Consider the following 13,448-nt stretch of genomic DNA (forward strand, 5'->3'; position numbering starts at 1 on the left):
AGCAGGTGTGAGATGAACAGAGTGTATGAGATGGGTTTGGCAAAATGCAGGTTTACCGGGCATGTGGGGAATAAGATAGATCAATGTATCGCCAACGGGGTGATGAAGACAGACTACCGGAACTTTGTGGAGGTATTCAGGGAGAAAACGGACAGCGACGGCCTGTTCTGCGGTGAGTTTTGGGGAAAATGGTTTACTTCCGCGGTGCTGGCCTATGAGTATCAGAGAACGGAAGCGCATTTTCAGGTGTTAAAGGATGCGGTGGAAGGAATCATGAGCGTGCAGGAAGAAAACGGGAGGATCAGCTGCAGCAGCGTGGACTTTTCCGACTGGGACCTGTGGGGAAGAAAATATGTGCTGCTGGGACTCCTTGCCTATTATGACGTATCGGGGGAAGAGAGGGCGCTTCTGTGTGCCGGGAGGATGACTGATCATCTGATCGAAATTACGATGAAAGCCGGCAAAAAGATCACGGATGTGGGCTTGGAGCTCCTGCTGGGGGTGCCTTCCTGCTCGCTGCTTCAGCCCATCGTGCGGCTGTATCAGAGGACCGGAGAAAAACGGTATCTGGAGTTTGCAGAGCATCTGGTCTCCCTCTGGAGTCAGGGAGGCAAATACAATAAGGAGGGGGTGCGGCTGCTGGAAGGGGCGCTTTCACATGTTCCTCCGGTGAGCATCGCCGTCCCTAAGGCCTATGAGGTGATGTCCTGCTTTGAAGGCGTGCTGGAACTGTATCTGCTGACCGATCGGAAAGAGTATTTTGAAGCGGTGCAAAGTTATGTGGATATGGTGCTGAAACGGGAGATCATGATTACCGGCTCCGGTTCCGTAGGCGAGCTGTGGTGCGACGGCGCCTACCGCCAGACCCAGGTGCTGGAAACGCCCATGGAGACCTGTGTCACCGCCACATTTATGAAGCTGTGCGCAGCGATGCTCAGCGTGACCGGTGACCGGCGCTTTGCGGATCAGCTTGAGATTTCCTTATATAATGCGCTTATGGGAGCCATGAAAAAGGACGGGAGCTGGTGGGCATATTTTTCACCGCTTTTGGGCCAGCGTGTACCCAGCCCGATCCAGATTGAACGCGTACAATCCAGCTGCTGCGTGGTTAACGGGCCAAGAGCCCTGCTGGAGGTCCCCAAATGGGCGGTTATGAACTATGAAAAAGGAATTGTGATCAATCTATATGAGGATGGAGAGTTTGAGGCACCGTGCAACAAGGGTGATTTTATGTTTCGTATAGAAGGGGGATATCCGAAAAAGCGGAAGGTGAGGATACTGTTTCACCGTGTGCCGGACGGAGAATGGGGAGTGCGGTTTAGGATACCGTCTTATTCACGCAGCACGGGCGTATGGCTTAACGGAGAGAAGATTTCCTGTAATGCCGGCACTTACTGTGAAATGTACCGCAGCTGGTCGGAGGGCGACTCAATCGAGATGGAGTTCGACATGGACGCGCGGATCGTGACGGCGCCGGGCAATGTAAGCTTTAAAGCGGTGACGGTGGGTCCGGTGGTGCTGGCGATGGACAGCAGGCGCACAGCTCCCTCCTGGAAGGCCCTGCGGCTGATGAATGATGCGATGAAATGGAAGGTGGACGGACAGACACAGATCCGGTATATGCTTTCCCAGAGCCTTGAAGAGGAGAGCGATCGGGCGTTTGCCTGTGAGGCGGACTGCCCGGATGCCTATATGGCCTATCGGGTACGTTTCCTGTATAAACCGATTCATTTCTTCCAGCATGAGGAGGAAGAACTGCTGCTTTGCGATTATGCGTCCTGCGGCAGCTCTTTTGAAGGGGAGGAATGCATCCGCGTTTGGATGCCCCAGCCGATGTTTATGCCGGCCGCCTTTCCGGAGGGCACGAAATGCATTATAGCCGGGATTCCGGGAGAGGATAAGGGCGACGGAACGAATCATTGGGACGCAATCGAGTAACTGATTTTCCTCTAAAGAACAGATTTTTCTGTATACAAGAGGAAACCTCCGGAAAGTTGAGAAGAAGATTGGAAAAGGGCTTGTAATTTTCTGACGATTAAGATATTATATTATTTGTATGAACATTTCATAAAGTTTTTATTACTTAACTTAAAGGAGGATGGTGTAGTGGAAAAGTTTTTTAAACTGAAAGAAAACAACACCACGGTTAAAACCGAGATTCTGGCCGGTATCACAACGTTCATGACGATGGCGTACATACTGGCCGTAAACCCCAACATCCTTTCTGCATCGGGCATGGATGCGCATGCGGTTCTGATTGCAACCGCGCTGGCATCTTTCATCGGTACAGTTCTGATGGCGCTGTTTGCAAACTATCCGTTTGCACTGGCACCGGGCATGGGGTTGAATGCCTATTTCGCATATACCGTATGCGGGGCAATGGGCTACAGCTGGCAGATCGCGCTGGTAGCGGTATTTGTAGAAGGTCTGATTTTTATCGTGCTTTCTCTTACCAATGTGCGTGAAGCGATTTTTAACGCGATTCCTATGAATCTGAAGAAGGCGGTCAGCGTTGGTATCGGTCTGTTCATCGCTTTCATCGGCCTGCAGAATGCAAAGGTGGTTGTCGGCGGCGCTACTCTGGTAGAGCTGGTTGACTTTACCGCGGATTTCAACACGGTGGGTATCTGCGCGCTGCTGGCGATCATCGGCGTTCTGATCACCGCGATCCTTCACATCAAAAAAGTGAAGGGATCTATTTTAATCGGTATCGCTGCTACCTGGGTGCTGGGCATGCTGTGTGAGCTGCTCCACATCTATGTTCCCAACGCGGATGCAGGATTTTATTCCGTATTCCCGTCAGCGATCGTGAGCTTTGACTTCTCATCCCTCGGAAAGACCGCAGGACAGCTGTTTAAGGCTGATTTCAGCGGATTATCCTGGGCGAACTTTATCGTAGTTATTTTCGCATTCCTGTTTGTGGATATGTTCGATACTCTGGGAACCTTAATCGGCGTTTCTTCCAAGGCTGACATGCTGGATAAGGACGGCAAGCTTCCCAGGATCAAAGGCGCTCTGCTGGCAGATGCTGTTGCAACCAGCGCCGGCGCTCTGCTCGGCACATCCACAACCACAACCTTTGTAGAGAGCTCTTCAGGCGTTGCTGAAGGCGGAAGAACAGGTCTGACAGCGATCACAACCGCTGTGCTGTTTTTGCTGGCGATCATTTTCTCGCCGCTGTTCATCTCCATCCCCAGCTTTGCTACGGCTCCCGCTCTGATCTTCGTTGGTTTCCTGATGTTTACCGCAGTTGCCGATATCCATTTCGAAGATCTGACAGAGGCGATTCCCGCTTATATCTGTATCCTGGCAATGCCGATTTTCTATTCCATCGCAGAAGGTATCTCCATGGGCGTTATCTCCTATGTGATCCTGAACCTGGTTTGCGGCAAATCCAAGAAGATCACACCGCTGATGTATATATTGGCAGTGTTGTTTGTTCTGAAGTATATTTTCCTGTAAAGTAAGCTGCAGGGACGGAGGCATCCTTTGGGGTGCCTCCTTTTAGTTATTCACGGCTGCTGTAAATATAGCAAAAAATTTAAAAAAGGTATTGACATTTTATGAAACAGCAAGTATACTAACAAGGCAGTCGCAAATAAGGCAGAAAAAAGTCACACTTGAGACTGATATTATGGGGTCTTAGCTCAGCTGGGAGAGCATCTGCCTTACAAGCAGAGGGTCATAGGTTCGAGCCCTATAGGCCCCATATAAACCTGGCGGAATAGCTCAGTTGGCTAGAGCACACGGTTCATACCCGTGGTGTCGAGAGTTCAAATCTCCCTTCCGCTACTCATACGGATTACGGTCCGCGTCATGAAACCCTTGTTGCTGCAAGGGTTTTTTGATGTTGAACAAAGCATTTTCTTTCAAACTTCCACCGGGAAACTTACATATTTCTGAAAAATGCGGAAATCTTCTTGTTAACCAAACTCAAGTGTGCTATAATTTGCAAAAATCAATTGGAAAGGCAGGTTACCCTTGAAAACTTTCTTAAAAAAACATAGCCAGATATGGGTGCTGCTCTATGTATTCATCTATTTCCCCTGGTTCTTTTATCTGGAGAAGACTGTAACGAGCAATTATACGGTATTGCATACCCATTTGGATGACCGGATTCCGTTTATTGAATATTTTATCATTCCCTATCTGCTGTGGTTTATTTATATCATCGCAACGGTATTGTTTTTCCTGTTTAAGCGTCCGAAAGCTGATTTTTACCGGCTGGCCGCTTATTTGTTCGGCGGCATGTCCATCTGCCTGTTGATCTGCACCATTTTTCCGAACGGTCTGGATCTTAGGCCGGAGCTGGATCCTGATAAGAACATATTTACAAAGCTGATTTCTGTTTTGTACACAGCCGATACCAACACAAATGTATTTCCCAGCATCCACGTGTTCGCATCCATCGGCGCACATACGGCGATCTCGAGGACCGTGTTTTCCAAGCGCTTTCGTTTTGTAAAACCCACATCCGCAGTGTTGATGGTGCTGATTATTCTGTCCACCATGTTTTTAAAACAGCATTCTGTGATCGATGTGGTCGGAGCAATCGTTTTAAGCTTCTGCATGTATGGCCTTGTGTACTTTCCGGCACGCGATTACTCGGCGGGCACAGCCAAGCAGAAATTACGCACCCGTTTCAGCAAAATCAGCAAAGATTCCACACTTCCGTAATCGTAAGGAGGAACCGTTAAAACGGATTTAGCGGTATATCAGTTCTAAACAGAACAAAAAAGGTATCAGCTGGAGCTGGCTGATACCTTTTTTGTGTTTTGTGCGCCTGACGTCGCACATTTCTTTCTTTACTGTTATTCCGCCTTCTGGTTGAGCTGATTGGAAACTACAAGCCGTTCGGTCAGATATACAAAAACCACCACCAGCACGCATACAATCAGTGTAAAAGCGAAGAAGATGCCTCTGCCGCTATACAGAAAATCAAACACGGAAGTCTCCGATGCGAGCACAGAAATCACATTGGCAGCCGCATGCAGCAGGACAGGCGCCCAAAAGCTGTGATATTTTTCATAAACATAGCATAACAGCGCACCCAGCAGAAATGCGTATACGCCCTGTACAAGGTTGCCGTGGAACACTGCGAACAGCATGCTGGTCGTGATGCCCGCCATCAGAGGCGAAGCGTATTCTCTCATGCGTTTATAGGCCAGCCCCCTGAAAATCAGTTCTTCCACCACCGGCACCAGTATGCCGATTCCGAGAAGCTCAACGGCAAGCCTCCCTCCATAAAGAACTTCCGCCACTTCTACATAGCCGGAAGTGCTGTTCATCAAACCGCTCATGGTGATCAGATTATTGCCGGCAAAGCATGCTGCGATTCCCAACAGGATCACGATTCCAAAATACGGCGCTGGCACTTTTTCATAAATCTTTTTTGTTCCCAGCTTCTGCTCGCGTTTCATGTCCCAGTGATAAAACAGAAGCAGAAACGGAAGCGTCACCGCCGCAGAGATCAGTGTTGCCCAAAACAGGGTGTCCGGCATCTTTTCCACCGCCTGGTTGAGCAGCTGTTCCGGATCGTTTAGCGCTGAAAACCCAAGTTCCGATACGCCCTGCGCTACCAGATACAGGCTGGATGCAAAGCCTGCAAGAGAGCTGATCAGGATATACAGTCCAAGCGGATACACCATCCGCCAGAAGCGTTTTCCAAAGCTTTCCGTATACATTTGTCTTCCTCCTACTATCAAGTGAATTATTACATTATAACATTTCTTATGGAGAAAGCAACCGCTTTGCATGTCCACAGCAGGGATCCCGTCTAAACTTTTGGTAAACTTTTATAGGAAAAATCAACCGAATGGCTGAACTGGCAGCCAAGATCGCAGACAGTGAACAGGAACTGGAAGGCATACTGGGGCAACTGGCAAGCGCAAAAGCCGCTGTTTGTCGAGAACAATCCGCCTCCCATTTCCACGGATGCCTTGCAAAACGTTATCATTTATGATAATATAGGAGCAGGCCGTGAAACGGAGGAATACAATGGAACCATTTTTACAGAAACGAAGGGAAATCATCGCGCAGCTTGTGGAGGCGCGATTGGAACAAGGCATATCGCAGGCGCAGCTTGCCCGGATGATCGACACCCAGCCGTCCAACCTCTGCCGTCTGGAGAGCGGCGCGCAGAATCTCACGCTGGATATGCTGCTGAAAATTGCCGGCGCGCTGGGCAAGGACATCAAAATATTGCTGGAAAGCAGGGAGGAACCCATGAATCACTGTTACAGCCTGCGCATTTACGATACCGAGCTGATGCGCTTTACAATCGAAGAACGGGGCCTGGAAGGTCTGGTAGCGGAAATTCTGACAGTCAATGAGGAAGCGGAACCTCTTTTTCCGCTGGATATGACGCGCACCGGCGAGGGCGTTATCCGCTGGCTGGAGCGGCGGGTTATTCCGAAGAACCGTGCCTTTGTGGATGAAATCCTGAAAACATTGGGTCTTGGAGCCAACGACACAAAGGGCATTATCGACGTCTGCAAGGGTCTGTCCTTAAACGACAGCTATTGGGTGGTGCCGGAGGGCTTTGAAGGAACCTTCGCGCAGTATAATCTGTATGAAAACCGGTTTTCCGAAATGCTGGCGTTGGTGGCCTACACCGGCGCGGGTCAGAGCCGTCAGGCATTTACCACCTCACCGGAACTGACCACAGGCGGAATGCTGCCAAAGGCGTGGCGGGTTGTGGAACAGGATGGGATTTATCTGTATAAGGGCGGCACCACAGGCGCGTCCAATGCCGGACGGGAGCCGTATTGTGAATACTATGCCTCTCAGATCGCCCAGACCATGCGGCTGAACGCCGTCCACTACGATCTGGAAAATTGGAAGGGCATCACCGCCTCCAAGTGCCGTCTGTTTACCGACATCGACACCGCCTATCTCCCCATTGGGAGGATCGTCAAATCGGGCGGGATTGCCGCCTGCCTGAACTACTATGACTCTTTCGGCGGAGCGTTTTCCGAGCAAATTCGCAGTATGCTGGTATTCGACGCGCTGATCTACAACGAGGACCGTCACTTTGGAAATTTTGGCGTCCTCCGGGATAACCACAGCGGCCAGATCATCGCCCCGGCCCCCATCTTTGACAACGGGCTGTCACTGTTTAGCTACGCCGGGAAAGAGGATTATGCGAATTTAGAAGCCTATGCAAAAACCCGCTCCAATCCTTACGGCGTTTCCTATGAGAGCATCTGCGCCGAGGTCATGGGCGCGAAGCAAAAGGAACAGCTCCGGCGCATGATCGGTTTCCGGTTCAAACGGCATCCCAGCCTCAATCTGCCACAGGCCCATCTGACCGCCATCGAGGACCATATCCAGGCGCGGGTGCGCCAGCTGCTGGCAATCCCCTCCTGCTCCAAAGCAAAGCCGGCAAAGGAAAAGCCGGAGGGATAAAACAGAATCGCATTGATCCGCAGCCGATTGGTGAAAGCCAGGGGAGTTCACTTTGGAAGAATGGAGAGGGAGATTCCTTGTTTTGACGAGACGGTTCGGGAGTAGAAAGACGGAATGATTACGGCCGCCAAAGCGGCTGAAAGATGCGGACTGTCACGGCAGGGCTTTTATTACCGGGTAAAGAAAAAGACGGAAGATCCGGGTAAAGCAATGTACACGTTAAGCGACAGTCGTTTATATAAAATTTTTAATGGATAACTAACAAAATTATATCAAACAGATCGCAAAATGTAAAGATTTAGGACTAATTCTTGCTTTTTTCACTGTCATTCATAGTGTACTTTTGTTGACAGTGAAAGGGGGATATTATGCGGCAAAATTGGCGGAGCTACCTGTTGCCTGGGCCTGCACGGATGACTATGAGGCCACGGATTTTGACGTTTTTACAGGGAGCGGGGACGGCAGAATGAGAGCGGCGGAGATATCCGGCGGGGGATGTAAAGCTGATATTGAACCCTAGCAATCTCAAAGTGTCTCTGGGGCAGAATGATGCCTACTCCTACCTCAGTGTACCCGACGATAAGGGAATCACTTCATTTACCGTCACCACCAGTAAAGAAGGCGCCACGAAGGAGAATCCGGTGATCCTTTTTGTGGATCTGGGGTTCAGAGGCAGTGTGTATGCCAATGGGGTTCCCTTTATCGTGGAGGGCGCCATCAGTCTGGGCGGCGATATCTACGGAGACGCAGACGGCAGGGATACCGGCAGCACCAGCATCCTGTATGACGGTGCGACTGCGGCGTATAACAGGACGGCGATTTACGGCGGCGGACACAACGGGAATGTGGAGGGATCTACCTCAATTACAATCCGTGATACGAATCAGGATCTCAGTCCCAACAGCGGGACCTACTTTACGGTTACGGGAGGGGGCGGTTCCACGGTATCTGGTGCCACAGCCAACGTCAGCGGAAATACAGAGATCCATATTTACGGGACTGTTCTGAACGTGTGGGGCGGAGGATCCGCCTCCTCTGGCAATGTGACGGCTAACGTGGGCGGCGATACTATGATCCATTTTCATGAGGGGGCGCTGCTGGCCAGGAAAGTGTACGGCGGCGGGGATGCCGGCAATACGGCCACGGATGAACTCAGCGGGACGGCCGCCGTAGCCAATGTGGCGGGGACCGCCCATATCATCATCGACAGCGCGCTGAAACAGGTGCGGTATGACGGAGATTATATCGTGGGAGGAGGTTACGCAAGCCTCAGCAAGCCCTGGGTCGTCGGGGGTGCTCCTTTTCCTCTTTCCAACTGTTCGGCCATAGCCGATGTAGGGGGCGTCTTAATTCAGATCAACGCTGATGTATCCAATAATACGGAGGGTACCACCAACCGCGCTGTTTTGGGAGGAGGCGACAATGACAAGCTTCCTTCCGCCCCTGCCTGGGTCAAATGATATATTTTTGTATATAATATTGAATTTTTAAATAGTTTATATATGTTATAATAGTGTACATAAGTTACCCATAACAGGAGGACAAATGATACATATTATTGTAAATCCAAATTCAAGATCTAAAAAGGGGGCGGTGATCTGGGAACAAATAAAGGCACTGCTGGATGAGAAAAAGACAGAATACTGCGCCCATATCACGGAGCATATCGGTCATGCCATGGAGATTGCCGGCAGTCTCACAAAGGACGGGCATCCGGTTTCTCTTATTGTGATGGGCGGAGACGGCACATTAAATGAAGTGGTAAGCGGCCTGCATCTGAATACCCCGGTTACCCTTGGATATATACCGACAGGTTCCGGCAACGATTTCGCGCGCAGCATGAAGCTTCCAGCTGATCCTAAGGAGGCGCTGGAGCGGATACTGACGCCGAGATATTTCCGGACGCTGGACTGCGGTGTCCTGACCTTTCAAAAAAACGGCAGGGAAGAGCAGCGGCGCTTCGTGGTAAGCAGCGGTCTGGGATTTGATGCGGCTGTATGCCATAACATGGCGGTCAGCAAAGCAAAACGGGTATTGCATGCCCTGCATCTGGGCAAACTGGTATATGCGGCGATCGGCCTTAAACAGGTCTTTCTTCTGAAACACTGTGACGGGGAGCTGATGGTGGACGGTGTAAAGAGGGTGCCTCTTAAGAAAATTTCATTTGTATCCGCCCACATACAGCAGTATGAAGGCGGAGGGTTTCCGTTTGCGCCCGATGCGTCCTGCGAGGACGGGCTGCTGGATCTGTGTGTGATTTTTGGCGCATCCCGATTGAAATTCGCCTTGATCCTCATCGCATCCATGTTCCGCCTTCATACACGGTTCCGGGAGGTGGAGATATTGCGCTGCCGTAAGGCCTGCCTTAAGACGGACCGGGAAAGGCCGGCACATGCTGACGGAGAAAACTGCGGATTTCAAAAGGAGCTTCAGTTTACATGTATGCCCGCATGCATTCGGATCATTGCTCCTTCTGCGGCAGTATCTTGCAAACAAGGCCCGCATATGTTATCATAAACGCGTCGCATAAACATGGTAAAGCAGCGGCTTAACTGCCGCGCAGAACAGATAGAGGTGAACGATGAGAATAGGAATGGGATACGATGTGCACCGGCTGACGGAGGATCGAAAGCTGATTCTGGGAGGAGTCAGCATTCCTTATGAAAAGGGGCTGCTAGGACATTCCGATGCGGATGTGCTGGTGCATGCGATTATGGACGCGCTATTGGGAGCGGCGGCGCTCGGAGACATCGGGCAGCATTTTCCGGATACGGATCCCAGGTACGAGGGGGCATCCAGCATTGAGCTGCTTAGGAAAGTGGGAGAACTGCTGGAGGAAAATCTGTATATGATCGGAAATATCGATGCCACCGTCATTGCGCAGAGGCCAAAGCTTGCTCCCTACAGGGAGCAGATGACCGATAACATCGCAAACGCTTTGGGCATAGAGAAACAGCAGATCAATATCAAGGCAACTACGGAAGAGGGGCTCGGCTTTACCGGCAGCGGCGAGGGCATCAGCGCCCAGGCTGTAGCGATGCTTCTGACAGCGGAAAACTATAAATCCTATGATGTGGCGCAGCCATCCGGCTGCGGCGGCTGTGGCGGCTGCCCCAATCAGGCAGGCCAGAACAACGAGTTCTGATAAACGGCACCTGGTACTGTGAACACTGACCGACACCGTGCCGGGAGACGGAAAAAATGCGGAATGCCGCTTGACAAATTTCAGGTTATTGCATAGACTAATATATACACAGAAGAAACCTCTGTGTTTATAGAGTGAAACTGCATGGAACGGGAGAATAGTGCGTGAAAGCGTAGCAGAGAGGGAGTGCCGCCGGCTGAAAGCAGTCCTGACACAGACACGTATGAAATGCACCCGGGAGCAGATATGGCGAAAGCGAGGCGAGTAGCCCTATCCGTATTGCCGGCGTTAACGGCCTTAAGGGAAGACATGTCATGTCTTTAGTAGAGTGGAACCGCGGATGAACTCCGTCTCTTTTTTGAGACGGGGTTTTTGTTTTTTTCAATAGGAGTACGTCCTATGTCATAAGGGGGCAATCGTATATGGGTATGATTGGCTATATCAGGGAAGAAATCGAAATTATAAGAGAACGGGACCCGGCCATCAAGACACCTTTGGAAGTTTTTCTCTACCCCAGCTTTAAAGCGATTTTAAAATACAGAATTGCGCACAAACTATATATGCGGCAGCATTATTTTCTGGCACGGTGGATTTCGCAGCGCACCGCCAGAAAGACCGGCATAGAGATACACCCCGGAGCCACCATCGGCAGGGGACTGTTCATCGATCACGGCCACGGGGTCATCATCGGAGAGACGGCGGTTGTGGGAAACAATGTGACACTCTTTCAAGGCGTCACGCTGGGCGGAAACGGCAAGGAAAAGGGAAAACGCCATCCTACTATCGGAGATAATGTGATGATTAGCGCCGGCGCGAAGGTGCTGGGATCCTTTAAGATCGGGGAGAACAGCAAAATTGGGGCCGGATCGGTGGTGCTAAGCGAGGTGCCGCCCAACTCCACCGTGGTGGGCGTGCCCGGACGCGTGGTGAAACGGGATAATGTCAGAGTGCCGCAGGCGGATATGGAGCAGATTAACCTGCCGGATCCTGTGTTAAATGATATCCAGCAGCTGAAAAAAGAGATAGAAATACTGAAAGAAAAAATAGGAGGATTGAATGTATGAAGATTTACAACACACTTACCAAGCAAAAGGAAGAATTTGTACCCCTCGAGGAAGGTAAGGTCAGGATGTATGTCTGCGGGCCGACGGTCTACAATTTTATTCACATCGGAAATGCACGTCCGATGATCGTTTTTGATACGGTGCGCCGATATTTTATGTACAAAGGCTTTGAGGTGAACTATGTCTCCAATTTTACGGATGTGGATGACAAGATCATCAAAAAAGCGATTGAGGAAGGCGTGGATGCTTCCGAGATATCCACGCGTTATATTGAGGAATGCAAAAAGGATATGGAAGGCATGAATGTGCTGCCGGCCACGGTGCATCCACTGGCCACCGAAGAGATCGGCGGCATGCTGGCGATGATACGGACGTTGATTGAAAAAGGCTATGCTTACCAGGCGCAAGACGGCACCGTGTATTTTAGAACCAGAAAGTTTGGCGAATACGGAAAGCTGTCCCATAAAAACCTCGACGATCTGCAGGCCGGCCACCGGGAGATCAAAGTCACCGGAGATGAGAAGGAGGATGAGCTGGATTTCGTGCTGTGGAAGCCCAAAAAAGACGGCGAGCCATACTGGGAATCACCCTGGTGCAACGGCCGGCCCGGCTGGCACATCGAGTGCTCGGTAATGTCGAAAAAGTATCTGGGAGAACAGATTGATATTCATGCGGGGGGAGAAGACCTGATCTTCCCCCACCATGAAAATGAAATTGCTCAGAGCGAAGCCTGCAACGGCAAAGAGTTCGCGAAATACTGGATGCACAACGCTTTCTTAAATATTGATAACAAAAAGATGTCCAAATCTCTGGGCAATTTCTTCACAGTCAGGGAGATCAGTGAGAAATATGACCTTCAGGTGCTGCGCTTTTTCATGTTAAGCGCCCATTACAGGAGCCCGCTCAACTTCAGCGCGGACCTGATGGAGGCTTCCCGCAACGGCCTGGAGCGCATACTGACCGGAATCGGCAGGCTTAAAGACCTTGAAGAAAAGGCGGAAGGTTCCTCACTTGCCGCAGAGGAAGAGGAACTGTCCGAAAAGGTGAAAGAGCTGGTTGCCAAATACGAGGCTGCCATGGACGACGATTTCAATACCGCCGATGCCATATCCGCCATTTTTGAACTGGTGAAATTTGCGAATACCTCGGTGGATGAGAGCAGCACGAAAGCCCTGGTAAGCGAGACAAAGCATGCCATTGAGACGCTCTGCGATGTGCTGGGAATCATTACGGAGAAAAAGGAAGAGCTGTTGGATGCAGAGATTGAGGAGCTGATTGCGAAAAGAAAACAGGCCCGGAAAGACAGAAATTTTGCGCTGGCCGATGAGATCAGGGATACTCTGGCTTCCAGAGGAATCCTTCTTGAGGATACCAGGGAAGGTGTGAAATGGAAACGGGCGTAACGCAGGATCTGATCTCATGCATACAGAAGGAATTTGAGTTAACGCCCGTGGATATCAGGACGTATTCACCGCTCACTCTGGCCTATATCGGAGACGGCGTCTATGAGCTCATCATCCGCACGGTGCTGGTGGAGCAGGGCAACCTTCAGCCGGCCAAGCTGCATAAAAAAAGCAGCGGGCTGGTGAAGGCCGCCGCACAGGCCGCCATGATCCGCGGTCTGGAGGCGCAGCTTACCGAGGAAGAACTGTCCGCTTACAAACGCGGCAGAAATGCCAAGGCCTATCATACCGCGAAAAACGCCAGTGTGGCGGATTACCGGACGGCCACAGGCTTTGAGGCCCTGATGGGATGGCTCTACCTCACGGGCCGGTATGAGAGGATGGTAAGCCTGATTAGGACAGGCCTGAAATTTATATGATATCCGGGTA

General features: G+C 50.8%; 13 protein-coding genes, 2 tRNA genes and 1 other annotated feature. Of the genes, 14 read left to right on the forward strand and 1 reads right to left on the reverse strand.

Features of this window, described 5'->3' with window-relative positions; translation table 11 throughout:
* Window positions 1-12: 12 nt before the first annotated feature.
* The 5 genes from DWZ56_RS12370 (at window position 13) to DWZ56_RS12390 (ending at window position 4,677) form a co-directional block, all read left to right on the forward strand.
* Window positions 13-1,938 (forward strand): beta-L-arabinofuranosidase domain-containing protein, encoded by a 1,926-nt coding sequence (locus DWZ56_RS12370; protein ID WP_118556953.1) that lies wholly within the window; start codon window positions 13-15, stop codon window positions 1,936-1,938.
* 168 nt (window positions 1,939-2,106) lie between these two features.
* Window positions 2,107-3,462, forward strand: coding sequence for an NCS2 family permease (locus DWZ56_RS12375; RefSeq protein ID WP_243095235.1), 1,356 nt, complete (start codon window positions 2,107-2,109; stop codon window positions 3,460-3,462).
* 174 nt (window positions 3,463-3,636) lie between these two features.
* Window positions 3,637-3,709: transfer RNA gene (locus tag DWZ56_RS12380), tRNA-Val, on the forward strand.
* Between the two features lie 9 nt (window positions 3,710-3,718).
* A tRNA-Met gene (locus tag DWZ56_RS12385) sits at window positions 3,719-3,792 on the forward strand.
* 189 nt (window positions 3,793-3,981) lie between these two features.
* Window positions 3,982-4,677 carry a phosphatase PAP2 family protein gene (locus DWZ56_RS12390; protein WP_118556954.1) on the forward strand — a complete coding sequence of 232 codons (696 nt, stop codon included), beginning with the start codon at window positions 3,982-3,984 and terminating at the stop codon, window positions 4,675-4,677.
* Between the two features lie 134 nt (window positions 4,678-4,811).
* Here DWZ56_RS12390 and DWZ56_RS12395 read toward each other — a convergent pair whose 3' ends face one another.
* Window positions 4,812-5,684 (reverse strand): CPBP family intramembrane glutamic endopeptidase, encoded by an 873-nt coding sequence (locus tag DWZ56_RS12395; protein WP_158584565.1) that lies wholly within the window; start codon window positions 5,682-5,684, stop codon window positions 4,812-4,814.
* Window positions 5,685-5,815: 131 nt separating this feature from the next.
* Here DWZ56_RS12395 and DWZ56_RS22740 point away from each other — a divergent pair, with 131 nt between their 5' ends.
* The 9 genes from DWZ56_RS22740 to DWZ56_RS12430 all read left to right on the forward strand — a co-directional run bounded on the left by DWZ56_RS22740 (window position 5,816) and on the right by DWZ56_RS12430 (window position 13,438).
* On the forward strand, window positions 5,816-5,962 hold the full coding sequence (locus DWZ56_RS22740) for a hypothetical protein (RefSeq protein ID WP_158584566.1): 147 nt from the start codon (window positions 5,816-5,818) through the stop codon (window positions 5,960-5,962).
* Window positions 5,963-5,997: 35 nt separating this feature from the next.
* Entirely contained in the window at window positions 5,998-7,407 is a 1,410-nt protein-coding gene (locus tag DWZ56_RS12400; RefSeq protein ID WP_118556956.1) for a helix-turn-helix domain-containing protein, read from the forward strand.
* Between the two features lie 379 nt (window positions 7,408-7,786).
* On the forward strand, window positions 7,787-7,927 hold the full coding sequence (locus DWZ56_RS22745) for a hypothetical protein (protein ID WP_158584567.1): 141 nt from the start codon (window positions 7,787-7,789) through the stop codon (window positions 7,925-7,927).
* Window positions 7,917-8,867: a hypothetical protein gene (locus DWZ56_RS12405; RefSeq protein WP_118556957.1), complete on the forward strand. Its 951-nt coding sequence runs from the start codon at window positions 7,917-7,919 to the stop codon at window positions 8,865-8,867. Before DWZ56_RS22745 ends, DWZ56_RS12405 begins: the two co-directional genes overlap by 11 nt.
* An 85-nt stretch (window positions 8,868-8,952) precedes the next feature.
* On the forward strand, window positions 8,953-9,924 hold the full coding sequence (locus DWZ56_RS12410; RefSeq protein ID WP_118556958.1) for a diacylglycerol/lipid kinase family protein: 972 nt from the start codon (window positions 8,953-8,955) through the stop codon (window positions 9,922-9,924).
* 64 nt (window positions 9,925-9,988) lie between these two features.
* The gene (gene ispF / locus DWZ56_RS12415; RefSeq protein WP_118556959.1) at window positions 9,989-10,552 is read left to right on the forward strand and encodes a 2-C-methyl-D-erythritol 2,4-cyclodiphosphate synthase; all 564 of its coding nucleotides are present in this window, start codon (window positions 9,989-9,991) and stop codon (window positions 10,550-10,552) included.
* Between the two features lie 136 nt (window positions 10,553-10,688).
* Window positions 10,689-10,910 (forward strand) — a binding site (T-box leader).
* Window positions 10,911-10,974: 64 nt separating this feature from the next.
* Window positions 10,975-11,616 (forward strand): serine O-acetyltransferase, encoded by a 642-nt coding sequence (gene cysE, locus DWZ56_RS12420; protein ID WP_118556960.1) that lies wholly within the window; start codon window positions 10,975-10,977, stop codon window positions 11,614-11,616.
* A complete protein-coding gene (gene cysS, locus DWZ56_RS12425) occupies window positions 11,613-13,019 on the forward strand; it encodes a cysteine--tRNA ligase (RefSeq protein WP_118556961.1) in 1,407 nt (468 codons plus the stop codon). Before cysE ends, cysS begins: the two co-directional genes overlap by 4 nt.
* The gene (locus DWZ56_RS12430; protein ID WP_118556962.1) at window positions 13,004-13,438 is read left to right on the forward strand and encodes a Mini-ribonuclease 3; all 435 of its coding nucleotides are present in this window, start codon (window positions 13,004-13,006) and stop codon (window positions 13,436-13,438) included. The genes cysS and DWZ56_RS12430 overlap by 16 nt, the downstream gene beginning before the upstream one ends.
* The last annotated feature ends 10 nt before the right edge of the window (window positions 13,439-13,448 follow it).

The sequence above is a fragment of the Lachnotalea sp. AF33-28 genome (assembly GCF_003477885.1).
Classification (GTDB): Bacteria; Bacillota; Clostridia; order Lachnospirales; family Lachnospiraceae; genus AF33-28.

Coding starts and splice junctions, on each gene's coding strand:
- DWZ56_RS12430 (WP_118556962.1), top strand. CDS start 13,004: ATGGAAACGGGCGTAACGCAGGATCTGATCTCATGCATACAGAAGGAA.
- DWZ56_RS22740 (WP_158584566.1), top strand. CDS start 5,816: ATGGCTGAACTGGCAGCCAAGATCGCAGACAGTGAACAGGAACTGGAA.
- cysS (WP_118556961.1), top strand. CDS start 11,613: ATGAAGATTTACAACACACTTACCAAGCAAAAGGAAGAATTTGTACCC.
- DWZ56_RS12370 (WP_118556953.1), top strand. CDS start 13: ATGAACAGAGTGTATGAGATGGGTTTGGCAAAATGCAGGTTTACCGGG.
- DWZ56_RS12410 (WP_118556958.1), top strand. CDS start 8,953: ATGATACATATTATTGTAAATCCAAATTCAAGATCTAAAAAGGGGGCG.
- DWZ56_RS12395 (WP_158584565.1), bottom strand. CDS start 5,684: ATGTATACGGAAAGCTTTGGAAAACGCTTCTGGCGGATGGTGTATCCG.
- DWZ56_RS12400 (WP_118556956.1), top strand. CDS start 5,998: ATGGAACCATTTTTACAGAAACGAAGGGAAATCATCGCGCAGCTTGTG.
- ispF (WP_118556959.1), top strand. CDS start 9,989: ATGAGAATAGGAATGGGATACGATGTGCACCGGCTGACGGAGGATCGA.
- cysE (WP_118556960.1), top strand. CDS start 10,975: ATGGGTATGATTGGCTATATCAGGGAAGAAATCGAAATTATAAGAGAA.